The sequence below is a fragment of the Mesorhizobium sp. URHB0026 genome, from assembly GCF_054059755.1.
In genome coordinates this window covers 295,815-321,057 of the sequence record NZ_JBSSCN010000002.1, presented here as the reverse complement: position 1 = coordinate 321,057, position 25,243 = coordinate 295,815, and the positions used below count along the sequence as shown (strand labels likewise).

The following is a 25,243-nucleotide window of genomic DNA, read 5'->3' as shown; positions in this document are numbered from 1 at the left end:
GGAATGGTCAGGGCAAAGTGAGGTGATGGCGAACAAACGGAGACGAAGAACCAGGACACCCCGATTAATCCGAAGCGCCTCGAGCGCGCTCGATTGAGTGGGACCTGTTCTCCAAGCGGATATTCATCAGGGCGCGCAGCGATCCCGTTGCACATTCAGACGCCGTATACATGGCCGCAACCGACCTGTTCACCAAACCCGATCCGATACCCTTGACCCGCAGGAGCCATCCATACATGCGGCGGCTTTCCGAGGATCGACTTCAGCTTTGGAGAAGGCATTCTCGATTGATGGTGTGGATGGCTCCTGCTCCCGGCGTCGCATTGCGCCATAGTTGGGATGTTGTCGTCCCGAGCAAAGGAGCCATCCATGTCAGAACTTGCCACAGTTGGCATCGACCTCGCAAAGAGTGTCTTCCAGATCCATGGTGTCGATGGGAACGGTCGGGTTCTCGTACGCCGTCAGCTTCGCCGCAGCCAGTTGCTGGTGTTTTTCCAGAAGCGTCCACGATGCCTGATCGGCATGGAGGCTTGCGCAGGTTCTCACGATTGGGGGCGCAGGCTTCTGGAGATGGGGCACGACGTCCGGCTGATGCCGCCCTCCTATGTGAAGCCTTACGTGAAGCGCGGGAAGACGGATGCTGCGGATGCGGCCGCCATCTGTGAAGCCGTGACACGCCCCTCCATGCGGTTTGTCGCCATCAAGAGCGAAGCCTGCTCGTCGGTTCTGGTTCTTCACCGCACGCGAGACTTTCTGGTTCGCCAGCGCACGCAGATCGGCAACGCGATCCGGGCCCACATGACGGAGTTCGGCGTCATCGCGGCGAAGGGCGCGCAGAACGTCAATCGACTGAAGGATCAACTGGATCAACTGCCGGAAGTAGCTCGAATGCCTGTGAGTTTGCTCTTCGATCAGTTGGCCGAGACGGACAAGCGGATCGAGCGGCTGACCGACGAGCTCGAAGAGACCTACGCGCAAAGCGAGACAAGCCAGCGTCTAGCCACAATCCCAGGTGTGGGGATGCTGTCGGCGACGATCATCGCGGCGACGACGCCGGATGTCGACAATTTCGGCAGCGCAAGGGACTATGCCGCCTGGCTCGGCCTCACTCCCAAGCCGCACTCCACCGGAGGCAAGCAGAGGGTGGGCCGGATCTCGAAGATGGGCAATCGTTATATCCGACGCTTGCTGTATCTGGGCGCCATGGCGCAGATCATGCTCAGATGCAGACTCAAGCGCGAGCCGAGCTCGGACTGGCTATCGGGCATGCTGATGCGAAAGAAGACGAAGATCGTCGCCGTCGCTTTGGCGCATCGCATGGCACGAACAATATTCGCCGTCCTGAGGGACGGATCGCGTTACGAGCCGCAGTCAGCCTGACAGGCTCTCGGAATGGTCAGGGCAAAGTGAGGTGATGGCGAACAAACGGAGACGAAGAACCAGGACACCCCGATTAATCCGAAGCGCCTCGAGCGCGCTCGATTGAGTGGGACCTGTTCTCCAAGCGGATATTCATCAGGGCGCGCAGCGATCCCGTTGCACATTCAGACGCCGTATACATGGCCGCAACCGACCTGTTCACCAAACCCGATCCGATACCCTTGACCCGCAGGAGCCATCCATACATGCGGCGGCTTTCCGAGGATCGACTTCAGCTTTGGAGAAGGCATTCTCGATTGATGGTGTGGATGGCTCCTGCTCCCGGCGTCGCATTGCGCCATAGTTGGGATGTTGTCGTCCCGAGCAAAGGAGCCATCCATGTCAGAACTTGCCACAGTTGGCATCGACCTCGCAAAGAGTGTCTTCCAGATCCATGGTGTCGATGGGAACGGTCGGGTTCTCGTACGCCGTCAGCTTCGCCGCAGCCAGTTGCTGGTGTTTTTCCAGAAGCGTCCACGATGCCTGATCGGCATGGAGGCTTGCGCAGGTTCTCACGATTGGGGGCGCAGGCTTCTGGAGATGGGGCACGACGTCCGGCTGATGCCGCCCTCCTATGTGAAGCCTTACGTGAAGCGCGGGAAGACGGATGCTGCGGATGCGGCCGCCATCTGTGAAGCCGTGACACGCCCCTCCATGCGGTTTGTCGCCATCAAGAGCGAAGCCTGCTCGTCGGTTCTGGTTCTTCACCGCACGCGAGACTTTCTGGTTCGCCAGCGCACGCAGATCGGCAACGCGATCCGGGCCCACATGACGGAGTTCGGCGTCATCGCGGCGAAGGGCGCGCAGAACGTCAATCGACTGAAGGATCAACTGGATCAACTGCCGGAAGTAGCTCGAATGCCTGTGAGTTTGCTCTTCGATCAGTTGGCCGAGACGGACAAGCGGATCGAGCGGCTGACCGACGAGCTCGAAGAGACCTACGCGCAAAGCGAGACAAGCCAGCGTCTAGCCACAATCCCAGGTGTGGGGATGCTGTCGGCGACGATCATCGCGGCGACGACGCCGGATGTCGACAATTTCGGCAGCGCAAGGGACTATGCCGCCTGGCTCGGCCTCACTCCCAAGCCGCACTCCACCGGAGGCAAGCAGAGGGTGGGCCGGATCTCGAAGATGGGCAATCGTTATATCCGACGCTTGCTGTATCTGGGCGCCATGGCGCAGATCATGCTCAGATGCAGACTCAAGCGCGAGCCGAGCTCGGACTGGCTATCGGGCATGCTGATGCGAAAGAAGACGAAGATCGTCGCCGTCGCTTTGGCGCATCGCATGGCACGAACAATATTCGCCGTCCTGAGGGACGGATCGCGTTACGAGCCGCAGTCAGCCTGACAGGCTCTCGGAATGGTCAGGGCAAAGTGAGGTGATGGCGAACAAACGGAGACGAAGAACCAGGACACCCCGATTAATCCGAAGCGCCTCGAGCGCGCTCGATTGAGTGGGACCTGTTCTCCAAGCGGATATTCATCAGGGCGCGCAGCGATCCCGTTGCACATTCAGACGCCGTATACATGGCCGCAACCGACCTGTTCACCAAACCCGATCCGATACCCTTGACCCGCAGGAGCCATCCATACATGCGGCGGCTTTCCGAGGATCGACTTCAGCTTTGGAGAAGGCATTCTCGATTGATGGTGTGGATGGCTCCTGCTCCCGGCGTCGCATTGCGCCATAGTTGGGATGTTGTCGTCCCGAGCAAAGGAGCCATCCATGTCAGAACTTGCCACAGTTGGCATCGACCTCGCAAAGAGTGTCTTCCAGATCCATGGTGTCGATGGGAACGGTCGGGTTCTCGTACGCCGTCAGCTTCGCCGCAGCCAGTTGCTGGTGTTTTTCCAGAAGCGTCCACGATGCCTGATCGGCATGGAGGCTTGCGCAGGTTCTCACGATTGGGGGCGCAGGCTTCTGGAGATGGGGCACGACGTCCGGCTGATGCCGCCCTCCTATGTGAAGCCTTACGTGAAGCGCGGGAAGACGGATGCTGCGGATGCGGCCGCCATCTGTGAAGCCGTGACACGCCCCTCCATGCGGTTTGTCGCCATCAAGAGCGAAGCCTGCTCGTCGGTTCTGGTTCTTCACCGCACGCGAGACTTTCTGGTTCGCCAGCGCACGCAGATCGGCAACGCGATCCGGGCCCACATGACGGAGTTCGGCGTCATCGCGGCGAAGGGCGCGCAGAACGTCAATCGACTGAAGGATCAACTGGATCAACTGCCGGAAGTAGCTCGAATGCCTGTGAGTTTGCTCTTCGATCAGTTGGCCGAGACGGACAAGCGGATCGAGCGGCTGACCGACGAGCTCGAAGAGACCTACGCGCAAAGCGAGACAAGCCAGCGTCTAGCCACAATCCCAGGTGTGGGGATGCTGTCGGCGACGATCATCGCGGCGACGACGCCGGATGTCGACAATTTCGGCAGCGCAAGGGACTATGCCGCCTGGCTCGGCCTCACTCCCAAGCCGCACTCCACCGGAGGCAAGCAGAGGGTGGGCCGGATCTCGAAGATGGGCAATCGTTATATCCGACGCTTGCTGTATCTGGGCGCCATGGCGCAGATCATGCTCAGATGCAGACTCAAGCGCGAGCCGAGCTCGGACTGGCTATCGGGCATGCTGATGCGAAAGAAGACGAAGATCGTCGCCGTCGCTTTGGCGCATCGCATGGCACGAACAATATTCGCCGTCCTGAGGGACGGATCGCGTTACGAGCCGCAGTCAGCCTGACAGGCTCTCGGAATGGTCAGGGCAAAGTGAGGTGATGGCGAACAAACGGAGACGAAGAACCAGGACACCCCGATTAATCCGAAGCGCCTCGAGCGCGCTCGATTGAGTGGGACCTGTTCTCCAAGCGGATATTCATCAGGGCGCGCAGCGATCCCGTTGCACATTCAGACGCCGTATACATGGCCGCAACCGACCTGTTCACCAAACCCGATCCGATACCCTTGACCCGCAGGAGCCATCCATACACGGGTTAAAGTCGGGGCTGTAAGGCGGTAGGAAGAGCATTCGCGCGCCGGCCGCTTCGATCGCTTGGCGGGCGGCGGCGACTTTGTGAGCGGGCAGGTTGTCGAGGATGACGATGTCACCAACTCGAAGCGTAGGCGCCAATACATGCTCGGCATAAGCGGCGAACCATTCACCCGTCATCGGTCCGTCGAGGACCATCGGCGCAGTCATGCCCGTCAGGCGCAATGCGCCTGTAAAAGTAGTCTTTTTCCAGTGCCCGTGCGGGATCGGAGATCGGCACCGCATGCCCCGCTTTGCCCGTCCACGCAGGCGAGCCATCTTCGTCGATGCGCCGGTCTCGTCGATAGAGACCAACCGTTCGGGATCGAGATCAGGCTGGGCCTTGAACCAGGCGCGTCGCCGCGCGAGCACGTCGGGCCGATCCTGCTCGCTGGCGTGCGCTGTTTTTTTTGAAGGTCATCGAGTGACGGTCGAGAAAGCGCCAGATCGTGCTCGGCGCGAACACGACCGCATGCTCCGCCCTGAGAAATTCAGCCAACTCGACCAGTGTGATGTCGTCCTGACCTTCGATCACCGCTAGGATCGTATCCCGGTAGGCTTCGATCCGATGGGAGCGCTTGTCTCCGCCTTGGGGCTTTGCCCGCGTCGCGCCGCTCTCTCGCCATTCGCGGACCCAGCGGACCGCGCTTGCCGCGGCAACACCGAAACGATCCGCCGCAGCCCGCCGCGACAGGCCACTCTCAACCGCTGCGATCACTCGCGAACGCAAATCCTCCGATATGGCTCTAACCATGCCTGCTGGCCTCCATACCCAGCCGACATGATGAATCAGATATTCTCCCCGATGGGAATCCCTAGCGATTCCATCAGGTCAGATTATGCTCTAGAGAACTGATTGCCCGAGGCAATGATGTGCGGCTGCTTCCTGCTCGGTATTTGAAGGCCTAGACTAGTTGAAGCGGCAGAAGAACGATGCGGCCGATGCTGAGGCCATCTGCCGTGACCCGGCCGAGGCGCTTGCTTTCCACGTTGAAGGGCTCTTTCAAGATGCGAGGCCATATCGGAGCCGTCATCGATCCAGCAAGTGCTTGCCGGTGGCGATCGGGGCGCTTTCACCACAATTGCAGTCCCATTGAAGATCGGCCGGTAACGCCCATCCATCTTTGCGATTTGGACACCACGGTCTTCAACGGGCGAGAAACCTTGATTGACTTCGTGAGAAGTCACGCCGCCGTTCCGCCGCAATGCGCCAGCACTTGGGCGAAAGCGCCCCTGTTTTCAGTCTGTGTCAGTTCCCGGCGCTTCAGAGGAGTTCTCGTGATGATCATCAAGAAGGCCATCCTGGCAGTGCTTATCACCGCAGCCCTTGCCGGCTGCGAAACGCAGACCGAGGGCCAGCAACGGGCCACCACCGGCGCGCTCGTCGGCGGCGCTGGCGGCGCGCTGCTTGGCCAGGCGATCGGCGGCAACACCAAGAGCACCGTGATCGGCGCCGCCAGCGGCGCCTTGCTCGGCGCGGTCGTTGGCTCGGCCACCACCCCGCAGCGCCGCGAAGATCAGCAATGCCGCTACCAGGACCGCTACGGCCGCATCTACATCGCGCCCTGCGACGACCGGTATTACAACGGCAACTATTGATTAGCTTCCGAGTGAGGGAGCCGGCCCGCAATGCCGGCTCTCACGCCGTCATTCTTCTGTACGGTATGCCCGATACGACACTCTGAAGTGTCTGCATAGATTCTCTAATCGCTGGAAGCGGTAAGTCTGCTTGCGGCCCACGAACTTCCGGCGCGCCGATCGTTTTCTCTTCGGCCAATCAAGGCCGAGGAGAATATTATGGGTTACTCTTTCCAAAGGCGTCTCGGGGACAGCACTTGGTGATATCCTAGATCGATTCAGAGGCGCGGGGGCAGGATCAAAGGTCGATTCTTGGGTAAGGCGCTGGGCCGAACCAGCCAATCGACCCAAATGACGTCGAAGCGGCAATAGACGAAGACACGCTGACGTCCCTCTCGATGCAGACCGGCCTTTCGCGTGAGGAACTCATCAGCAGGATCACCCGGGATCTGCCCGAGGCCGTCAACAAGATGACGCCAAATGGCGCACTGCCGCCTGAGTCAACGAAGGGCTCCGGTGAGGCGACCCTCCTCGAAGACGTGCCCCCACATAGGCCGCAAGCCAAATCAACCGGGCAAAACGATGTCTAGAATGAAGGCCATATCTCAGGAAGACCTCCTGAGGCGTGCAAGCTCGGCCGTTCGGATAGGTGGGCTGGGCTTTAAGGGTGCCGAGGCAGCAAGCGTAGTTGCCGAATTGGACTTGTTGGCGGCGCTGCTTGATTCCCGTTGGCGGATTCCGGGAACCTCAATTCGTTTTGGACTGGATGCCCTCGTGGGCTTGGTGCCCGTCCTCGGAGATGTGGCGACAGGTATCGTTTCGGCTTACATCGTTTTACGAGCCCGAAGCTGCGGCGCTGGAAAGATCTTGGTCGCCAGAATGTTGGGGACGTATTGCTTGATACGGTTGTAGGAAGCATTCCTGTTCTGGGCTCGATCTTCGACGTGTATTTCAAGTCCAACAATCGCAACATTACGCTGCTTCGCCGCCACCTTCGTAAAGCCGAAGGTGGCCGCCGACGACCAGCTCAGCATTCGCCCGAGGAACTTTATTGGTTTATCGCACGTTCTGCCGCCGAACCAATTTCGGTTCAGGTAAAGGGGAAAATATGGAAAATCCAGGTGTTGGTTGGATTGCTGCTATCGTGATCGGCGGTATTGCCGGTTGGCTTGCCGAGATGTTCATGAAAAGCAATATGGGCGTGCTCATGAACATCATTCTGGGGATCGTGGGCGCCATCGTCGCCAACTTCCTCCTCAGCCTGTTAGGCGTATCAATGGCCGGCTGGCTTGGGTATCTAGTTGCAGGCTTCATCGGTGCCTGTATTTTGATTGCCGTCGCGCGAATGATCAGGCGCTAAACCAAATCGGTTGTTCACATTACTCATGATTGAGGCGCGTGATCCCCGGGATTACGCGCCTTTTTGCTGGAACCAGTCCCGACGCTCCGCATTCTATTAGCTTGGGTTCAAAGAGGGTGCGATGAAAGCGGTTTTGGCACTGGTCGGCGGCTTCGTGCTGACCCTTGCGGTCTTCGCCAGCGGGCTTGCTTTCACTGCATGGCTGATTGTAGCCAAGCCCGTACATCAGGCGAAGCCCGCCGGCCGTGTCTCGTAGCTTTGGACCAAGGACGCTCAGCCCGTCGACAAGGCCGCCCCAGGCCTGAGAGCGTGGCCGCCGCGCAGCCCGCGGCGCCCGACGCTGCATCAGAGTGCAGGCGGCTGAGCCGACTAAGATAGGCGCGGTGGCGTGCCGCCCGCCCATGTCAGTTGGTGCGCCGACCGCTACCGCTCCTACAATCCCGACGAAAACAGCTACAGGTCCTATAGCGGACAGCAGCGGCCTATCTCGACACCGCGCCGGACGCCGGCGAGCGACAGGCCGCGCTGGTCGCTCAGTGGTTAGCCCGCGCGCAAACTGCATAGACGGGCTTCCAATTTTCGGAGGTTCTCTCCGAGTCGCTATCATTATTTCGTGAGCGCTGTCCCGGCGCCACCTTTCGCGCGTGGTCGTGAGCCACGATGCTCGGAGCCTTTGAGGGCTTCGACACATGACGATTTCAGAGCTTACGCTTAAGTCCAGGGACGAGGAGCCGGTTCGACGGCTTGAGATATTCACGGTTCTGGACGGCGGCGCGAATGGTTGCCGGAGGAGAAGGCGCGGATCGTGGCGGAAAGCTACGATGCTGGCGAGACCGTGAGCGCGGTGGCTCGGCGACATGCATTGTCCCCGCAGCAGCTGTTCGCCTGGCGCCGGTCCGCGCGGGTGCCGTTGGCGAATGCGCCGGCACCGGAGCCGTTGTTTGTTCCAGCAGTGGTCGCGGCACAGGAGCCCGAGCCGGCGGGGAAGCGCGCGAGATCGACACGGAAGCGGAAGGCCGCGCGAGAAGCTGGCGTGATCGAGCTGGAGATTGACGGCGTCGCCATGCGGGTCGGTCGTGGCGCCGACGCCAGGACGGTGGCGGCGGTGATCCGTGCGCTGAAGGCGCCGTCGTGATCGGGCCGACGAGTGTGGTCAAGGTGATGGTCGCGACGAAGCCGGTGGACTTCCGCAAGGGGGCCGAGGGCCTGGCGGCGCTGGTGCGCGAGACGATGGGCGCCGATCCCTTCTCTGGCGCGGTCTACGTCTTCAGGGCCAAGCGCGCCGACCGGGTCAAGCTGGTGTACTTCGACGGCACCGGCGTGTGCCTGCTGGCGAAGCGTCTGGAGGACGGGAAGTTCTGCTGGCCTGCCATCACCGATGGCGTGGTGAGGTTGTCGGCGGCGCAATTGCAGGCGCTCCTGGAAGGGTTGGATTGGCGGCGCGTGCATGACGCCCGCGAGACGCGCGCGCCGGTCGCGGCAAGTTGATTCCATGGGCGGCCAGAGACGCTGGCAAAGCATTGGAGCATGATTGAATCGGCCTTGTGAGCAACCCGGCCGAGCCTCAGACCAACGATCCGATCGCGCTTCAGGCGATGCTCGCGGCGGAGCGCGCCGAGAACGAGCGGCTGCGCCAGATCATCAAGGAACTGCAGCGCCACCGCTTCGGCCGCAGGGCAGAGAGCCTGCCGGTCGACCAGCTGCTGCTGGGCCTGGAAGGCCGAGCAGGTCGAGGCGGAGGGCTTCGCTGCAGAGGACACCGCCGATCCTGCCAAGCGCGAGGCTCGCGCCAGCAAGCGCCGCACCAACCGCGGTGCACTGCCCGCGCACCTGCCGCGTATCGAGCAGGTCATCGACATTCCCGATAAGATCTGCCCGTGCTGCAAGGGAATGCTGCACGTCATGGGCGAGGATCGCTCCGAGCGCCTCGACATCGTGCCGGCCCAATTCCGCGTCATCGTCACGCGCCGACCGAAGTATGCCTGCCGGAGCTGCGAGGAGGTCGTGGTGCAGGCGCCCGCAGCGGAGCGCCTCGTCGAGGGGGGCATCCCGACCGAAGCGACCGTCGCCCACGTGCTGGTGTCGAAGTATGCCGACCATCTTCCCCTGTATCGCCAGGCGCAGATCTATGCCCGCCAGGGCGTGAACCTGGATCGGTCCACGCTCGCCGACTGGGTCGGCAAGGCAGCCTTCCTGCTACGGCCGATCCACGAGCGGCTGTTCGAACGGCTGAAGGCGTCCGGCAAGCTCTTCGCCGACGAGACCACGGCGCCGGTGCTCGATCCTGGGCGCGGCCGCACCAAGACGGGCCAGCTGTTCGCCTATGCGCGCTACGATCGCCCCTGGGGCGGGATCGCTCCGCCCGGCGTCGCCTATCTCTATGCGCCCGACCGCAAGGCCGAACAGCCACTCCGGCACCTCCAGGGCTTCGTCGGAATCGTGCAAGTCGACGGTTACGCCGGATACCGGGCGTTGGCCGAGCGCAATGCCGTGAGCCTCGCGTTCTGCTGGGCGCATGTCCGTCGCCGGTTCTACGAACTGGCCCAGTCCGGACCCGCGCCGATCGCCACGGAGGCGCTCCAGCTCATCGCCGAGCTCTACAGGATTGAGAGCGAGATACGGGGACGCTCGCCCGAAGAGCGGCGCACCGCCCGCCAGGAGAGAAGCCGCCCCGTCATCGATACCCTCCAGCCATGGCTGCGCGAGAAGCTCACCCTGGTCAGCCAGAAGAGCAACCTCGCCGAAGCAATCCGCTACCCGCTCTCGCGCTGGGCCGGACTTGGTCGCTTCCTCGACGACGGCCGCGTCGAGATCGACTCCAACGTCGTCGAACGCTCGATCAGGCCAATCGCCCTCAATCGGAAGAATGCGCTCTTCGCCGGCTCCGACGGCGGTGGCGAGCACTGGGCGACCATCGCCTCGCTCGTAGAAACCGCGAAACTCAACGGCGTCGACCCGTACGCCTACCTCGCCGACGTCATCACCCGCATCGTCGCAGGCCATCCGCAAAGCCAGCTCGACGACCTGCTGCCCTGGGCCTATGCCCCCGCGCCTCTCAAGGCCGTGGCCTGAGAACAGCGTTACATTATTTCAAAGACAGATGTCACGGATTCGCTGGCCTCTACACTGTTAGGCGCGCGAATAGTTCAGTCGATAATTCACCTCGTCTCCACGACCCAGGTCGCAGTCAGTCTCAGGTTCACTGCGTTCGCAGTGCAAATGGTAATTGGTGCGTATTGGTCCTGGGCGCTGTTGAGGTGAAAAGTGCTGCCGCTTCAGAAGCTCGGCGGCCCGTAGCGCATTGCGCAGGAGCCGAAAAACGGGGCGCCCGACGTAGCGGCGGGTTGGCGGAATGCCGATAACCAGACGCTCTACCCATTCACCTCGGTACAAAACTATGCCGCGTTCTCAGCCTGGGTTTTTTCCGACTGTTGCCCCACTATCCGCACTTGCGCTTTCGGACACCCGGTTGATCCGCAAATTCGGAACAAAGCAGCACAGGCTGCGTTTTTTCAGAGACGAGGTCCATCCGTTCAACCGACCGCGTTTGAAGTGGGCAAAAAGAGTGCTCTTTAGACGCCGAAATCCTGATGGTCTCTTCGGAAGATTGCGCGTTTATATATGGCCGCGCCGCTCCTTCTCGCGATCGTTTCAGTATGTTTCAAAGCGTATCCTCCGTCTGAACGCCACTCCAAACGCCGTCGCGGCGGGGGTGGCGGCTGGGGTTTTCGCGTCTTTCTTTCCACTAGGGTCCCATTTCGCCATTGCCGCCATCGTGTGCTGGCTGATTTCAGGAAACATGGTGGCGGCAGGGCTAGGAACATTTGTCTTTGGCAATCCGCTGACCCTCCCGTTTGTTGTGGGAGCGACTTGGGAGACCGGCAAGATCATGTTGCACGGCCACATGCAAAGTCACGAACGGCCAGCCCATCTGAGTGAGATGTTGCAGACCCTTTCAATTTCGCAACTGTGGGCACCGGTCTTAAAGCCCATGCTGTGCGGTGCGGTGCCACTCGGGCTGATTTTTGGCCTGTTGTTCTATGGCATCACCCGCTATGGCATGACAGCCTTCCGCGAACAGAGGCGCAAGCGACTAGCCGAAAAGGGGAGCCTACTCCAGCAGCAGGAAGACATCGTGTTATCACCGCCTCTGCCCACTCGACATCGCCGTGCTGGAGGGTGAATCGCGGGTAGGGCAGCTGTAGAAATGCTTCCAATATCGCCGCTATAAGCGCTTCCCTCCAATTGGCGGCCCGGATATCTGGAGCCTACGCCATGGGTTCCTCGCCGCACTTTTATGGATGAACTTTCCACCCTGGTCTGTTTGGCGCGATGTCAGGCCGAGAGACGCTCATGAAGCTCTGTGAGACAACGCTATGTGAGAACCGCTCCTCAGGGCCCATGGGCCATATGTATGCATGCACCTCGCATCAACGTTCGATCTGCCGAATGGCAGCTGTTTGCCGAGCTTGCCCCGATAGCGGACCCGCCGGTCCGGCCCCAATCCTGTCGAGCAGCAATGCGCCTCATATCGGCCGTTGAGATTGCTTTGCTGATTCATGAAAGCTGACCTTCGAGGACCCTGCAGGCGGTCATTGTTCATTGCCGCCCTTGGAGGCCGCTCCGCTAACTGACGCAAACGGGCGCGTAGAGTGTGGTCATGCGCTGTGACTTCGGCCGCACAGGGGGCCATGGTCCTCGAGCTACATGGTGTAGACGACAAGAAAGCGAGGCATACCGCACTTCGGGCTCGTGGAAGAAAAGGGCGCCTCGTGGCGAAGCGATAGCATTATATGAGGCCCGCGCGGCGAACCGTCATTTGCCCATTGTCAACCTGTAATGCTTGCTTTTGATGCCTAAGAGGCCCTGGGCCCGGCCAGTTGCCTCGCCTAAAGCTCTTAGAGCATTGAAGAATGTCGCCCCTCCCGTAAAGGGCGCGAGCAACAATAGCACCAAGCCCGACAGCAGTTTGAAAATTGCAGACACAGGCGCACGGAGCCATTTCGTCGCCGGCCTACGATCGGATTTGTCATTCAAGGAAACAAGGGCGTGGTCGCGCGCTCGTCTTATCTGATACCATGGCGACAACCGTTCGCGAACGATCTGCTCGCGAACGACAGCCTTGTGTGCCCACCCCGTTTTGGCGCCAAGTCGCCATGCATCACGTAAAAACCGCGTATCTTCTCCTCCAGTTAAATTATAGCGCTCATCGAACCTCAGCTTCTCCTTTCGAACGAAAGGCAGGCTCACAAGCCAGTTGTTCGTTGAGAGGACAATTTGTGACTCTTGGCCGTTGGCTTTCCTTTCGCCGCATGTTTGCTCCACCTGCTGGACGCGGGATGAAAGACCCTTCCAGACGATCCGATTCCAGAAGGTCAATGGATGCGGGTCGACAAATGCCCTGACCGGCCCTCCGACAATGTCATACTGGCCGCGTTGCTGTTCCGCCACGAGTTCGAGAATCCAGCTGGGCGTGACGACCTCATCGTCATCAACGAACGCCAGTCCATCGAAATCCGAATTGGTGGCAAACTCGAGAGCCGCGTTACGCGCGAAAACAATACCCAGACGCGGCTCGACGAGATGGTGAATCTTGATGCCGGTACAGTTTGTCGCAAAACGTTCAACTGCCTGCCGCAAGACTTCGCCATTGCCATTCTCAACAAGAATTATTGCCAGCTCAAGGTTCGCGTCGGTGTCGAGGCGAGCAACCGAGTCAAGGAGTTCCGAAACCATTTTCGGCCGATCTCGCGAGGCAATGCCGATATAGACGCGCGTCACGGCCCCATCACGCAGTTCGCCGATCATCGTCTTGCCGTCAAAGATATCTGAGAGTCGGGACCTGGCTCATAGTGGAAGTGACCCCGGCTGACGGTCCCATAATTCAGGAGTTTGACGGAGAAGTTTTCTGCGAGCTCCTCGACAAGCAAGCCGCTCAACTGAAGTGTCCAACCAGCACCCAGACATCGGTGATGATCAAGTCCAAGCGGCGCATAGGAAGCGCTTGAGAATTTCTTGTCGACAAACCGGTCAGGCTTGAAGACATCCGGATCGAGAAACCTGTTCGCGTCTCGATGCGCTTCCCATATGCAGATTCTGACTCGACTACGCCTCGGAATAAGAAAGCCTTCGAAAACGATCGGCATGATGGCAGTTCGAAGGATAAACTCGCTTTGCTGCATCCGGAGAGTCTCAGATACGGCTGATTTCGCCATCACCTCGCGTCGCCCGGCGTCGGGTTCGTCTGCTATCGCATTCAGGTAGTTCTCCTCGCCTGCCGTTTCGAGGAGTATCCAACGCCACAAACCGTGGAAATCGTAGCGAGCAAATTCAGTCATGTGTATTAAGTTGCCGACAACGGTGTCATCGAGCGTTTGGAATCGTACAATGTACTCGAGCAAGCTCGAAGGCGGTCTTTCCGAACCCTTCAGATCGTCAGCCAAATTCAGCACTAAACCTTTGATACGCTCGTACTTGGCGCGCTCGGTGGGCGTGATGACAATGTGCATGCCATTTGGAGCATAAGCATTGTATGCGTCTGTGAGTTCACCAGCGATCTTCGACCCGTCTTTGGCACCCAAGATGAGTTGCAGCATCAACGCTGTCGACGCCTGTTTAAGAATTTGGGCTGCCGTCTGGGAACGCAACCGGCCTTCGCCGGTGGTCAGTTCGGTCAGACGACTGTGAAGGATAGCCCTGAATTCCGCGCTGCGACCCTCAAGAGAGATGGCTCGAAAAGCAGCCAAAAACATGCGCCGATAATCGACATGGGTAGTTCCCTCCATTGCTCGTAAAAAGCCCTCGGGAAAGATCGGCGTCATATCGATAGTTGCGGCGCGCAACTTGGCCTTTTTTTCCGTCAGAAACCTCAAGCCAAGTTCATGCCCGACGATGCAGGTCGTCAGCTTTCCACCCGACCAGGTCGTGAAGATGTCGCCATATTTGCGGTGCAACTCCAGGAGATGAAATTGGTCACGGGGCGACCCGGTACTCTCTGAAATTATGCTCCCAGGAGCCAGTCGGCTGGAGGTGAACATACCCTGCAGCCGGGCCTGGCCTATCTTGCTGGCAATCTTGAAGCGGTCTAGATGTCTTTTCGCAGCGCCCATTAAGCTCTTTCCCTGGATGTCGGTGCGCGTTCCCTCATTCGGCGACCGACCGTTGGTGTGATCAAACTACCATTTGTAGCACATTAGCTCGCACTCATTTGAGGCAACGGCTTCGATCTTGCGGCGGAGCTCGGTTCCTATGATCGATCGATATGGCTCCCGATTGGTCCGCCACGCACCCTTGGCGCGCGGAAGCGCGATCTCCTCGGCGATACCCAAGGATCTCAACAGGCTTGCAATCTCTTCCGAGAGATTTTCATAGCGCATGATACGGTCAACAAGGGAAACCTTATCGTCGGCATATATGTGCCAGTTCGTCAGATCGCGGTCCGGCAAAGTCTGCAAATACTCATTGATGTCGTCTTTGGAAGGCTGTGACCCCGGAACTATCTCGAGTGATGCGTTGTGATGCCGGTCGTGAAAATATTTGCTGATGGCGCGGTCGAATGGATTTCGAGCGACTGTAAATTTGAGGAATGAATGCCATTCCTGTTCCGGAATCTGCGCCCGAAGCTCAATCGCGGATATATTGTGGTCGAAGCGACGTTTCTGTTTTCCGCGTTCCCATCCGAGCAGCCTTCCCGCCAATCGCTTGTGGAAGGCGTCCCGATTGTTCTGCTCAGGGCGTCCTCCCAAGCTGCGGCGCAGTCGTTCATCGGGGGGCGGCAGATAGGTGATTACATCTTTGGGACCGCAAAATCGCGACAAGACGATTTCGCAACTCGTGCCGCCAGTTTTGATCGTTTTGAAAAAAATGAACCTGCGATGTCGACTGAGTATCAAGCTGCCCGCCCTCTCTTCAATGCCTGAACGAATGGCGACCGAATTTAGTTCATGGGGACGAGCGAATAACGCAGCGGATGCGTCCACCTTCGCTCTGCATTGCACTTCAAGGCCGTGTATAAGCCCGCCTGAGCAGGCCTTCAGGCTCAACCTTCGCCTTCAAAGGCAGCCTGCCGCGTGGTAAGTGGCTTGTCCATGCGAATATTAGCGCCGTCTTTTGCGAGGTTGCTTTCCACACCCACCGCCAAGGAGCGAAAACGCATACTTGCATCAATGTCAGCTGGACCGTGCACGTCGAAAACGACTCGGCCTAACCGGTTCATGGACTTGGACACGGCCATCATCTCGGCCATCCGGCGGCTGCCGATGGACAAGGAAGTCACCGTTCACGATATGGCGGCATCTGACGGCATTACGTCTTTGGAACTGTTCGACAGGCTAAGCCATGAGCGACCGGTCAGGCTGACGGCAAGCGATTACTACGATGAGATTGGCGCGGCCAGCAAAGGGATGTTCTGGGTCTTCTACGACAAAGACCAGGTTGTCCTCCAAGTAGCGCTGGGCGCTATTGCATTGAGAAGCAGGCGGGCAAATGAGTTTCTGGCCTGGCTGTTGTCGCCCAGCCTTTCAACGCTGACGCCCGTGTCACTTTTTCATCCTGACGTCATCGAGAGAGCGAAAATTGAGGGCCGCTTCGTGGCCACCAGGGATAATTTCTTTTCGCCGTCGCCTATGCAGTATGATGTCGTGCGCGTGATGAACGCCCTTGGGGAGAGGAACTTTCCTCGTGGTCAAATCGAACGCGCGCTCCGTGCCGTTGCAAAGACAGTCGTCGATGGTGGTTTGCTGGTTTTAGGTCGCAGTGCCGATGAACTCGACGGTAGTCCTCAAGCCACGATATTCCAGCGGCGTCAAAATACGTTCAGAGCTGTTTCCGACATGAGAGGCGGTTACGAATTGAGGGATTTCGTGTTGGAGCTGCAGCCTGATGCATAAATTGACAAGGCTGTGTTTCTTGCTTCGTCACTCGGCGATTGCTTGCGACCCGCCACCGTGCCTGACACCTCAGTTATGCCTTCGCATGCTTGAGGCGCAGCTCAGGGTCGTGAAGAAACAGATCCTCGAAAACGATCGTAGGGTTCGGGCGAATGCGCGTGAGACCGAGCTTGGTCGCAGGTTGATGGAACTCCCAGGCGTCGGCCCGCTGCTGGCAAGTGCATTCGTGGCTACGGTCGCCGATGCGCATGCGTTCAAGTCGGGGCGCTGTCTATCGGCATGGATCGGACTCGTGCCGAAGCAGCACTCGAGCGGGGGGAAGGAGAGGCTCGGCAGTATCTCCAAGGCCGGCAATCGCTACTTGCGGCAGTTGCTCGTGGTGGGTGCGATGGCGGTCATCCGCTATGCCGAGCGCAACGCTACCAGGAGGCCATGGCTCGTGCAGTTGATGGCGCGGCGAACAGCCAAGGTTGCGGCGGTTGCGTTGGCCAGACCGCCCGGATGGTCTGGGCACTGATGACGAACGGTGAGCGCTACAGGGAGCCGGTCATCGCATAGAACAAGATAAGGCGAGCGATCGCTGACGAGGTTGGAAAGGGCGGACAGGAGCTAATGCACAAAGCCGGTTGATACCGCCGGATCAGGAAAACCCACTGGGGCCGTGCACCTCGAGTGCGAGCTTACGATCGGGACCTGAGACGCGCGAATGGCATTATGGCCAGCGGCACATGACAGGCCGCACCTACAGGTCGGATACATGGCCGCACCAACCAGCAAAGGCAAAGCTCAAAGAATCCCTTGCCAACGGAGAGCCGTCCATACACGGCCCCAAGGCTGCCGGTCAGCAATGCGCCTTATCTCGGACACCGCGGTGAACCTACGTGCTCCTCGAAAGCGGATATCGCGGTCCACCAAGCGACTTCTTCCGTCCGACTATTCGCCAGGGTCGAACTCACCTTTGAACAAGACTGTCGCGACCGGTCCAATCGGATTGGCGATCCGGCTCTCCAGGACTTCGACAAGTTTGCGTCCGACACCCGCTATGTCCACGAAATGAACGCCGATCTTCGCAGGCAGGAAGCGCGATAGCCGCGTGCTGTCCCGAGTGACAATGTGGATGTCACTCCCTGGCGCGAGACCTCTTCTGCCGAGAGCGTGTAATGCCCCTAGAAGGCCCAGTTCGTTGGCGCATGCCAAGCCCGTCGGCGGATCTGACCAGGCCAGCATGCGATCGAACCAGGCTGCGCTCGATTCCATGGTGAACATTCCATGACCGATCAGCGACTGGTCGATCGGAATACCAGCCTCGGCCATTGCCCTTCCATACCCGGAAAGACGCATGGCACTCGCCTGGTCGCCCGGAACGAGAAGTTGCAGCGCAATGCGTCGGCAGCCCTTGTCCATGAGCCACCGGGTCGCCTCGTAGGCAATCTGTTCATTGTCGATGTCGACATAAGGATATGCTGAATCCAGGTCAGTTCTCCCGAAGGCGACAAATGGCATGCCTTGATCCAGCAGCAGCTTGACGCGCGGATCGCCCGACACCATGCGCGTGATGATCAGTCCATCTGTGCTGCGCGCCTGAAGCTGCCGCTGCACACTCTCAACGGGATCGTCGTCGGGAGTCGTGGAATAGATGGACAGACTATAACCGGCTTGCCGCGCCGCCAGCGTCATGCCTTCGATCAAGGGAAGCTTCAACAGATCGGACAGATGGTCTTGTGTCTCCATCGGGTATATTGCCGTCATCGTCAGCGTGCGGCCAGTTTTGAGCGCGAAGCCATGATGATTTGGCACATAGCCGACCCGCTTCGCCACCTCCTTGACGCGAGCGATGGTCGACGGATGAACCTCCGGCCCATCCTTCAGCGCGCGGGATACCGTGGTTACAGAAAGGGAAAGTTCCGCCGCGATCTGTTTCAGGTTGGTCATGTCGCCCGACCTCATTTGCGAAAGCGCCGGCTGATTTGCTGACTTCCACTACGTGACCGAATTCCACCTCACGGTCAATCCAAGCTCTCGCTAAAGCAGCTTGACTCTCCTGCAATTGGATGCAATCGTAACGTTACGATGGACAGAATTGGCCATTTTGAGCACGTCTCAACAAATTCTAGGGAGGAGAACCTATGTCTTGGTTACGCATTTCCTTGACGGTATTCGCATTCTCGGCCGCCGTGCCGGTCTATGCCCAATCAGTCACCATCACGACTGCGGGCGGCGATTATGGCAACGCCATGAAGGAAGCCATGTGGGCCCCCGCTGCAAAAGAGCTTGGCTATGATGTCCGCGAGGAGACCCTCAGCGACGGCCTGGCCGCCCTGAAGATGCAGGTCACCTCGGGTGCGGTCACGACCGACGTCATTCACCTCGGCTCACCGGAGGGCGCGCAGGCCGCGGCACAATCGCTGCTGGAGCCGCTCGACTACAAGATCATCGATCCCAGCTCCGTGCCGGCCGGTGCAAAGTCCGACTACTGCTATCCGTTCGACTCCTATGGCACCGTCTTGTCGTGGAACACCAAGACCTATGGCGAGAACCCGCCGAAGACCTGGGCGGAGTTCTGGGACGTTGCAAAATTCCCGGGCCGTCGCGCCCTCCGCGCCAATGCGCAGGACTCGATCGAGATCGCGCTGCTCTCAGATGGCGTGGCGCCGGCCGACGTCTACTCCGTGCTCAGCACGCCGGAAGGTCTGGAGCGCGCCATCAAGCGGCTTGAAGCGATCAAACCAAATGTCGCGGTGTGGTGGACGTCTGGAGCTCAGTCCGCGCAGTTGCTGAAGGACGGTGAGGCGGATTTGGTCGTCACCTGGAACGGGCGGGCCCAAACTGTGAAAGCGGATGGCGGCGCGGTCGACTACACGTTCAAGGGTTCCGTCATCGGCACGGATTGCCTCGGGGTACCGAAGGGGGCGCCGAACAAGGAAGCGGCCATGAAACTCATCGCGGCGATGACACAGCCCGCACGCGTGGCCAAGCTGACCGATTTCATAGCTTATGGCCCGGTCAATCCTGCTGGCTATGAGGGTGGCCTTATTCCCGAGGACCGTCTGAAGACCCTTGCGACCGCGCCTGAAAATGCCGGCACTTCGGTGTTCTCGAATGCGGACTGGTGGGTCAAGAATGGCGAGGCTGCTCAAAAAACCTTCGATGAGATGATGGCCCGCTGAGTCTCAGCTTTCATGCTGAAGCACATGATGAAGTCGCTCCCGATTACCATCGACAGCGTGCGCAAGACCTACGGATCTTACGTCGCGCTGGACGATGTCTCGCTCGACATTCAGGCTGGCGAATTCCTCACGCTCTTGGGGCCGTCCGGATCGGGCAAGACCACGCTGCTCATGGCTTTGGCCGGATTTGTCCGGCCCGATTCCGGTAGACTTTTGTTGGACGATCGGGACATTACCCGCCTGGCCCCCAACAAGCGCGACATCGGCATAGTCTTCCAGAACTACGCCCTGTTTCCCCACATGAACGTTCTGGCAAATGTCGAGTATCCGTTGGTGCTGCGCAAGACGCCGAAAGCCGAGGCCCGCCAGAGGGCACTCGACACTTTGGCCCGCGTGAAGCTTGAAGGTTTGGCGGAGCGCAACGTTGCCGCATTGTCCGGCGGCCAGCGCCAGCGGGTGGCGTTGGCGCGGGCGATCGTCTTTGAGCCACGCGTGATGCTGATGGACGAGCCGTTGTCGGCGCTCGACAAGAACCTGCGCGAAACCATGCAGTACGAGATCCGGCGTCTGCACGACGATCTGGGGATCACCACCATCTATGTGACGCATGACCAGCGCGAAGCACTGATCATGTCAGACCGGGTTGCGGTGATGAATTCCGGCCGCATTCAGCAGATTGACACGCCACAGCAGATTTATGATCGTCCATCGACCCGCTTCGTCGCGGAGTTCATGGGTGAGGCCAACATTGTGGCTCCAGGCTGGGCGCGCAGAATAGACGGCGCCGAAGCGTCACGCGACGCTCTGATGATCCGTGCGGAAAGCTTCCATCTTGATGAGAAGCTCGTCGGGCGAGACGGGGTGGCGCTTGAGGGAACGCTGCGCGCCAAGGCGTTTCGCGGTGAGAACTGGCTTTTGACGCTGGCGCTTGACGGCGGGCAAGAAGTCCTTGTCTGCATTCCGGCGGCGCTGGCCAGTGGCTGCGCCGAACTTGCCACCGGTCAGCGGGTGACCGCCTATGCACCGGCAGAGAAAGTTCACGCGATACCGGGAGCCGCAGCGTGACCGTCCTTGCCGATCCTGGGCTGGCGGCAGACGCTCGACGCGAGCGGCGGTTCTTCCTCTCGCTTTCACTGCCCGCGCTTTTCATCGTCGGACTGGCGGCGATACTGCCCATCCTCTGGATCCTCCGGCAATCCTTCCTGACCACAGGGGGCGAATACACCGTAGGCAATTACGAGAAGGTGCTGTCGAGCGGACTGACACGGTCGGCGCTCGTCACGACCCTTGATCTGTCCCTCGGCACGCTGGCGATCTGCATTCTTCTCGGTACCCCCCTGGCGCTCGCCCTGGCCAGCGCCAGGCCAAGGGTGGCCAATTTGCTGATGGCCTTCGTCATGCTGCCGTTGTGGACCTCCATTCTGGTGCGCACCTATGGCTGGCTCGTGCTCTTGCGGCGCGATGGCCTGATCAACGCGGCTTTGACCGGCTCAGGCCTGACAGCCGAGCCATTGCCGCTGGTCTACAACTTCACGGGAACGCTCATCGGCATGGTTCACTACATGCTGCCGCTCTTTCTGCTGCCCGTTTATGCCGCGATGCGCGATATCGACGCAAACCTCGTCCGCGCGTCGGCGAGCATGGGCGCCACGCTCGGGCAAACGATCCGCACGGTTATTCTGCCGCTTTCGGCCGGCGGCATCTTCTCGGGGTCGATCATCGTCTTCATTTACACCATAGGGTTTTTCATCACGCCGGCGGTGCTTGGCGGCGGCAAGGTAAATCCTCTTTCCACCCGCATCGAGCGCACGTTGTCGACCTTCCAGGATTGGGGCTCGGCGAGCGTCCTGGGCATTCTGCTCCTCGTTCTTATGGCGTTGGTAGGGGTGATGTTCCTGGCTGCGCGGCGGCTGATTGCCGGACGCAGAATCGGCACAGCCCATGCTTGAAGCCTATCCAGATAGCAGGCTGGCCCGCATCATCCTGTGGAGCTTTTGCGCGCTCGTAATGGCGTTCCTGATGTTGCCGACGCTGGTCGTCGTTCCGCTCTCCTTTTCGGCGTCCAATCTTCTCGAGTTCCCACCGCGCGCATACTCGTTGCGCTGGTATGAAACTTTCTTCGGTTCGGCGACGTGGATGGCCGCACTCAGGACGAGCCTGATCCTAGGCACATTGACGGCGATGATCGCAGTGCCGCTGGGGCTGCTTGCCTCCATCTCGATAAACAGGCTCGGCGGAAAAGCCGCCGTCACCATTCAGGGCATTCTGCTTACCCCGTCCATCGTGCCGGGCATCCTGCTGGCGATCGGTCTCTTCTTTGTTCTGGCGGCGCAACGTCTGGTCGGAACGCTGTTCGGCGTACTGGTCGGACATGTGGTGCTGGCCATCCCAGTCGCCTGCATTGTGTTGTTGCCCGCTCTGGCCCGCTTTGACTGGAACCAGGTTCAGGCGGCGCGCAGCCTGGGCGCAAACTGGGCGAGAGCCATTGGCGGAATAATTGTCCCGCAACTCCGGATCAGTCTGTTGTCGGCCACGCTGATGGCCTTCCTGACTTCGCTGGACGAGTCTGTGATTTCGATCTTCGTCGCCAGCGGTCAAAACAGCACGCTGCCGAAACTCATGTTCATATCTCTGCGCGATCAGATCGACCCGACCATTGCGGCGATCTCGACCTTGTGGACGGCCATCGTCGTGGTCGCCGTCCTGATCGTGAGCCTTCGCCAAAAATCCTGACCGAGACTGGAAACATGCCTCCAAATCATCACGTGGCCGGTGCTCCGGCGGATCAGTCAACGGACATCCCTCAGGTAGGGTTGGCCATCATCACCGGCTCGGCAAACTGGGGGCTTGCCTTCCCGGAAGATGTCGCATTCGAGGGTGTGCGCACCTTGCGGCGCGACATGAGTTTTGAAACGCCTTTCGGTCGTTCTGACAACTGGAAGCTTCTCGAATTCGATGCGTCGATTACCGTCGAGGGCAAAACCAAACATGCCCTGTGCATGTATTCGCACGGCAATCCCCGAGGCCATATCGACCATTCCTGTCATCGCCGCGCGTTCTGGGTCTTGATGAAAGCGGATGTAAGGCAAGTGCTGGCCTGCTCGACTGTTGGCGCCGTCAACAAGGCGATCCAGCCCGGCGACATAGTCGTAAACGCCGATATCATCGAACTGTCGCAGACCCCGTTTTCACTTCTGCCTGGCCGCCAGAGCTTCGACTGCTCGGGCAAGCAGATCGTATGTCCAAGATGTGCGGCATTGTTGGCCGAGACCGCCCGGCGCCATTGGCCAGCCGAATGCCGCGTCCATGGCATCGAGCAGCAGTTGGTCGCTGCCCACTGCTACGGGCCGCGACTGACAACTCCCGCCGAAGCTCTGGCATATCGAAACATGGGAGCGGACGTGCTCAACCACTCGATCGCTCCAGAGGCCACCTTATCGCGCGAGATCGGCGCCTGTTTCGTGCCCCTGGCGTTCGTCACGGCCGGTTTCAACGACTATATGGACCGCGAGCGCCAGAAATTGCTGCAGGAGCACGTGCTGCCGAGCCTCTCTATGACAGCCTCGCGGGTTGCGCTGGAGACCGCGGCACGTCTTCCGGCGAATCCGGAATGCTCTTGCCACGGCTTGAAGTCGCCCCAACCGGCAGAGCGTTCTACACGGTTCTGAAAAGCAGCGCGAGAGTCTGGATCGTTCACTCGCAACGATCCTCGCGCCGAACTGAGAGTCCGCTTTTGAAGGTGCCATGCCCGAAGCGTTCGGGCTGCTTCCGGCCCCAACGCTACCGGGCTGCAATGCGCCCAAAATCGTCATAGAGTTCTACTTTGCGAGTGTCCGAAAGCTGACATTCGGGCGACCGCGTTAGAGAGCCGCCGACCACCCAATTGTCTGGGAATTACCAAGCCTTCGGCTATCGGGAACAAATTACCAAAAAGCAGCTTTGGTCAATCGAATTAACGCTCGTGTCGCGTGTTCACTGATCGAAGTATGGCGCCGCGAGAGAACGCGGCCTTCGGCCGGTGGGAGCGACCCAATGTTTGTAGATGAAGTAGCGACAAGACGCCTGAAAATGCTGGTCGAGCAATATGTCGAAACCAGAAGAAGGCGACATGACGTGATATCCACCTCGACGGCGGAAGCCGCCATTCGGGAGGTACTCCCGAACTGCCCGATTTCCGGAAAAGCCTTTGATGATCTGATAGCCGCCAGCGCCATCACACATGGTCTCGGCGTACGGTTTGACAGGTCAATCTCAACGGAGAGCCTGGCTGACTAGCTGTTGAGCCAGTTATCGCGCTTTTTCGATATCCCCGTTTGGTACGTTTTCGACACTATCCATCAAGCGTGCCGCATTTAAAAATCGAGCAAGGTTGGAGCTACCATGCCCAGATTCTTCTTCCACATTCGAACCGGGGGCGGTCAGCTTTTGAAGGATACAGAGGGACAGGAGTTCGCAAGCTTGCAAGAGGTAGAAAACGATGCGATGGCGTCCGCCAAGGAGATCCTGGCCGAAGGACTGCTGGCCGGGAAACCGGTCTTCACAGGCGACGCCTTCGAGATATTCGATCAGAGCAACGTCTTGGTCCTGGAATTTCCCTTTTCGCGTGCAGCGGAAAAGCCCGGTGCCCGGCCATAATGCCTAACGTGATTAGGCGTTGTTGCCAGCAGAACGTATATGTGACCTACCGTTCGCACGTTTTCACGGGCGCGTACGGCTGGGAAATCACAAAGCTCTTGCCCTGTGGAGGGTGGAGTCATGTCTAACCAAAGCATCACCTATCGCAATGCCCTTTTGAAGCGGCTTTCTCGGGCAGACTTGGACTTGCTCGAGCCACATTTGAAACGGGTGGATTTGCCGTTGCGTACCCCGCTTGAGAACGCGAAGTCGCTTATCGAAGACGTCTACTTTCTTGAAAGCGGTATTGCGTCGGTTGTCGCCAGAATACCGAACGGCCGCGATACCGAGGTGGGCCTGATCGGATTGGAAGGTATGACCGGGTCGCTGTTGGTTCTCGGCGGCGATCGCGCGGCCCATGATACCTACGTGCAGGTTGCTGGCGACGGGTACCAGCTGCCTGCCTCGAAGTTGGTGGCAGCCATGTCTGAAAGCACGACGCTTAAGGCTCTCTTGCTTCTCTACGTGCATACGCTTTTTGTTCAGATTAGCTACACCGCCCTGGTCAATGCCAGGTCGAAACTGGATGAGCGTTTGGCACGCTGGCTGCTGATGTGCCGGGACAGGGTGAGCGATGATAGATTCGCGATTACCCATGAGTTCATGTCTGTAATGCTGGGTGTGCGGCGACCTGGCGTGACCGTCGCCATTCAGGAACTTGAGGGCAGAGGGCTGATCCGGGCAAGCCGGGGCGAGATCCTTATCAGCGATCGCGATGGCCTGTTTCAGATTGCCGACGGCGCCTACAGCGAGCCGGAACAGCAATATGAGCGGCTGCTCGGTAAAATCTAGCCATAGTCGGCAGCAGCGGCGAAGGTGACGGTAGCGACGACCGTCCCGTCGTCGAGTGCGACCTCATACGCGGCATCACGGATCAATGGTTTCCCCGCGCGCAACTCCTCCGCCATCAGGTCCTTGGCCGCCCAAATGGCTTCGCGAACGGCGCTTTCGTTATCAGGGAGCTCACTACCCTCCGGATCAGGGCGCCGGCGTCCAGTGTAGATTCCTTTGGAAGGATCCCGTCCGATCGAACAATCCGCTGTCACCATTCTGCGCACCAAAGCTGCCGGTTCGGGGTCGGCCCAAAGGCTGCCGGACAGCAATGCGCCCCAAAAGCTGATATCGCTGATGCC

The 25,243-nt window shown here is 59.5% G+C and carries 25 protein-coding genes and 5 pseudogenes; 22 read left to right on the top strand and 8 right to left on the bottom strand.

Features of this window, described 5'->3' with window-relative positions; genetic code table 11:
• The first annotated feature begins 369 nt into the window (after positions 1-369).
• The 3 genes from ACVWWD_RS30200 to ACVWWD_RS30190 all read left to right on the top strand — a co-directional run bounded on the left by ACVWWD_RS30200 (position 370) and on the right by ACVWWD_RS30190 (position 4,158).
• Complete coding sequence (locus tag ACVWWD_RS30200; protein WP_023832783.1) at positions 370-1,380, top strand: IS110 family RNA-guided transposase; 1,011 nt, start codon at positions 370-372, stop codon at positions 1,378-1,380.
• A 378-nt stretch (positions 1,381-1,758) separates the two neighbouring features.
• Positions 1,759-2,769 (top strand): IS110 family RNA-guided transposase, encoded by a 1,011-nt coding sequence (locus tag ACVWWD_RS30195; protein WP_023832783.1) that lies wholly within the window; start codon positions 1,759-1,761, stop codon positions 2,767-2,769.
• Positions 2,770-3,147: 378 nt separating this feature from the next.
• Positions 3,148-4,158: an IS110 family RNA-guided transposase gene (locus tag ACVWWD_RS30190; protein WP_023832783.1), complete on the top strand. Its 1,011-nt coding sequence runs from the start codon at positions 3,148-3,150 to the stop codon at positions 4,156-4,158.
• 246 nt (positions 4,159-4,404) lie between these two features.
• Here ACVWWD_RS30190 and ACVWWD_RS30185 read toward each other — a convergent pair.
• Positions 4,405-4,861: pseudogene (locus ACVWWD_RS30185) on the bottom strand (IS630 family transposase); the annotation flags it as partial.
• A gap of 84 nt (positions 4,862-4,945) precedes the next feature.
• Positions 4,946-5,197 (bottom strand): annotated as a pseudogene (locus tag ACVWWD_RS30180) (helix-turn-helix domain-containing protein); the annotation flags it as partial.
• A 527-nt stretch (positions 5,198-5,724) separates the two neighbouring features.
• Here ACVWWD_RS30180 and ACVWWD_RS30175 point away from each other — a divergent pair.
• The 9 genes and pseudogenes from ACVWWD_RS30175 to ACVWWD_RS30135 all read left to right on the top strand — a co-directional run bounded on the left by ACVWWD_RS30175 (position 5,725) and on the right by ACVWWD_RS30135 (position 11,564).
• Positions 5,725-6,042 carry a YMGG-like glycine zipper-containing protein gene (locus tag ACVWWD_RS30175; protein WP_023775211.1) on the top strand — a complete coding sequence of 106 codons (318 nt, stop codon included), beginning with the start codon at positions 5,725-5,727 and terminating at the stop codon, positions 6,040-6,042.
• A gap of 320 nt (positions 6,043-6,362) precedes the next feature.
• Positions 6,363-6,611 (top strand): YidB family protein, encoded by a 249-nt coding sequence (locus tag ACVWWD_RS30170; protein WP_457103715.1) that lies wholly within the window; start codon positions 6,363-6,365, stop codon positions 6,609-6,611.
• Positions 6,502-7,169: pseudogene (locus ACVWWD_RS30165) on the top strand (DUF4112 domain-containing protein). The gene ACVWWD_RS30170 and the pseudogene ACVWWD_RS30165 overlap by 110 nt, the downstream one beginning before the upstream one ends.
• A complete protein-coding gene (locus ACVWWD_RS30160) occupies positions 7,130-7,381 on the top strand; it encodes a GlsB/YeaQ/YmgE family stress response membrane protein (RefSeq protein ID WP_023784928.1) in 252 nt (83 codons plus the stop codon). The pseudogene ACVWWD_RS30165 and the gene ACVWWD_RS30160 overlap by 40 nt, the downstream one beginning before the upstream one ends.
• A gap of 121 nt (positions 7,382-7,502) precedes the next feature.
• Positions 7,503-7,892, top strand: a pseudogene (locus ACVWWD_RS30155) (BA14K family protein); the annotation flags it as partial.
• A gap of 294 nt (positions 7,893-8,186) precedes the next feature.
• Positions 8,187-8,516 carry an IS66-like element accessory protein TnpA gene (gene tnpA / locus ACVWWD_RS30150; RefSeq protein WP_457103687.1) on the top strand — a complete coding sequence of 110 codons (330 nt, stop codon included), beginning with the start codon at positions 8,187-8,189 and terminating at the stop codon, positions 8,514-8,516.
• Between the two features lie 26 nt (positions 8,517-8,542).
• Positions 8,543-8,869: an IS66 family insertion sequence element accessory protein TnpB gene (gene tnpB / locus ACVWWD_RS30145; RefSeq protein ID WP_224690299.1), complete on the top strand. Its 327-nt coding sequence runs from the start codon at positions 8,543-8,545 to the stop codon at positions 8,867-8,869.
• Between the two features lie 107 nt (positions 8,870-8,976).
• Positions 8,977-10,453: pseudogene (gene tnpC / locus ACVWWD_RS30140) on the top strand (IS66 family transposase).
• Between the two features lie 493 nt (positions 10,454-10,946).
• Complete coding sequence (locus tag ACVWWD_RS30135) at positions 10,947-11,564, top strand: DUF2062 domain-containing protein (RefSeq protein ID WP_352733448.1); 618 nt, start codon at positions 10,947-10,949, stop codon at positions 11,562-11,564.
• Positions 11,565-12,196: 632 nt separating this feature from the next.
• On the opposite strand, the gene ACVWWD_RS30130 is transcribed toward ACVWWD_RS30135, so the two are convergent.
• The 4 genes from ACVWWD_RS30130 to ACVWWD_RS30115 form a co-directional block, all read right to left on the bottom strand.
• The gene (locus tag ACVWWD_RS30130; RefSeq protein WP_023784932.1) at positions 12,197-13,189 is read right to left on the bottom strand and encodes a glycosyltransferase family 2 protein; all 993 of its coding nucleotides are present in this window, start codon (positions 13,187-13,189) and stop codon (positions 12,197-12,199) included.
• Positions 13,186-14,490, bottom strand: coding sequence for a cytochrome P450 (locus ACVWWD_RS30125; protein WP_352733436.1), 1,305 nt, complete (start codon positions 14,488-14,490; stop codon positions 13,186-13,188). The genes ACVWWD_RS30130 and ACVWWD_RS30125 overlap by 4 nt, the downstream gene beginning before the upstream one ends.
• A gap of 66 nt (positions 14,491-14,556) precedes the next feature.
• Positions 14,557-15,423 (bottom strand): sulfotransferase family 2 domain-containing protein, encoded by an 867-nt coding sequence (locus ACVWWD_RS30120; protein WP_352733439.1) that lies wholly within the window; start codon positions 15,421-15,423, stop codon positions 14,557-14,559.
• Positions 15,420-15,647, bottom strand: coding sequence for a hypothetical protein (locus tag ACVWWD_RS30115; RefSeq protein WP_156939475.1), 228 nt, complete (start codon positions 15,645-15,647; stop codon positions 15,420-15,422). Before ACVWWD_RS30115 ends, ACVWWD_RS30120 begins: the two co-directional genes overlap by 4 nt.
• Here ACVWWD_RS30115 and ACVWWD_RS30110 point away from each other — a divergent pair.
• Together ACVWWD_RS30110 and ACVWWD_RS30105 are read left to right on the top strand one after the other, a co-directional pair.
• A complete protein-coding gene (locus ACVWWD_RS30110; RefSeq protein ID WP_352733443.1) occupies positions 15,640-16,269 on the top strand; it encodes a hypothetical protein in 630 nt (209 codons plus the stop codon). The genes ACVWWD_RS30115 and ACVWWD_RS30110 overlap by 8 nt on opposite strands.
• Positions 16,270-16,378: 109 nt before the next feature.
• Positions 16,379-16,786: a transposase gene (locus tag ACVWWD_RS30105; RefSeq protein ID WP_457103686.1), complete on the top strand. Its 408-nt coding sequence runs from the start codon at positions 16,379-16,381 to the stop codon at positions 16,784-16,786.
• Between the two features lie 416 nt (positions 16,787-17,202).
• On the opposite strand, the gene ACVWWD_RS30100 is transcribed toward ACVWWD_RS30105, so the two are convergent.
• Positions 17,203-18,201, bottom strand: coding sequence for a LacI family DNA-binding transcriptional regulator (locus tag ACVWWD_RS30100; RefSeq protein ID WP_352733305.1), 999 nt, complete (start codon positions 18,199-18,201; stop codon positions 17,203-17,205).
• 194 nt (positions 18,202-18,395) lie between these two features.
• On the opposite strand from ACVWWD_RS30100, the gene ACVWWD_RS30095 reads away from it, so the two are divergent.
• The 8 genes from ACVWWD_RS30095 (at position 18,396) to ACVWWD_RS30060 (ending at position 24,902) form a co-directional block, all read left to right on the top strand.
• On the top strand, positions 18,396-19,436 hold the full coding sequence (locus ACVWWD_RS30095) for an ABC transporter substrate-binding protein (RefSeq protein WP_352733308.1): 1,041 nt from the start codon (positions 18,396-18,398) through the stop codon (positions 19,434-19,436).
• 27 nt (positions 19,437-19,463) lie between these two features.
• Positions 19,464-20,501 carry an ABC transporter ATP-binding protein gene (locus ACVWWD_RS30090; protein WP_352733342.1) on the top strand — a complete coding sequence of 346 codons (1,038 nt, stop codon included), beginning with the start codon at positions 19,464-19,466 and terminating at the stop codon, positions 20,499-20,501.
• The gene (locus ACVWWD_RS30085; protein WP_352733311.1) at positions 20,498-21,385 is read left to right on the top strand and encodes an ABC transporter permease; all 888 of its coding nucleotides are present in this window, start codon (positions 20,498-20,500) and stop codon (positions 21,383-21,385) included. The genes ACVWWD_RS30090 and ACVWWD_RS30085 overlap by 4 nt, the downstream gene beginning before the upstream one ends.
• The gene (locus ACVWWD_RS30080; RefSeq protein ID WP_352597046.1) at positions 21,378-22,169 is read left to right on the top strand and encodes an ABC transporter permease; all 792 of its coding nucleotides are present in this window, start codon (positions 21,378-21,380) and stop codon (positions 22,167-22,169) included. The genes ACVWWD_RS30085 and ACVWWD_RS30080 overlap by 8 nt, the downstream gene beginning before the upstream one ends.
• 80 nt (positions 22,170-22,249) lie before the next feature.
• Complete coding sequence (locus tag ACVWWD_RS30075; RefSeq protein ID WP_352733314.1) at positions 22,250-23,104, top strand: phosphorylase family protein; 855 nt, start codon at positions 22,250-22,252, stop codon at positions 23,102-23,104.
• A 364-nt stretch (positions 23,105-23,468) separates the two neighbouring features.
• Positions 23,469-23,711 (top strand): hypothetical protein, encoded by a 243-nt coding sequence (locus ACVWWD_RS30070; RefSeq protein WP_352733317.1) that lies wholly within the window; start codon positions 23,469-23,471, stop codon positions 23,709-23,711.
• Between the two features lie 105 nt (positions 23,712-23,816).
• Positions 23,817-24,071, top strand: coding sequence for a DUF6894 family protein (locus ACVWWD_RS30065; protein ID WP_023785309.1), 255 nt, complete (start codon positions 23,817-23,819; stop codon positions 24,069-24,071).
• 120 nt (positions 24,072-24,191) lie between these two features.
• Positions 24,192-24,902, top strand: coding sequence for a Crp/Fnr family transcriptional regulator (locus ACVWWD_RS30060; protein ID WP_352733320.1), 711 nt, complete (start codon positions 24,192-24,194; stop codon positions 24,900-24,902).
• Here the strand turns inward: ACVWWD_RS30060 and ACVWWD_RS30055 are convergent.
• Positions 24,899-25,159 carry a DUF6894 family protein gene (locus tag ACVWWD_RS30055; protein WP_352733323.1) on the bottom strand — a complete coding sequence of 87 codons (261 nt, stop codon included), beginning with the start codon at positions 25,157-25,159 and terminating at the stop codon, positions 24,899-24,901. The two genes, ACVWWD_RS30060 and ACVWWD_RS30055, sit on opposite strands and share 4 nt — an antisense overlap.
• Between the last annotated feature and the right edge of the window lie 84 nt (positions 25,160-25,243).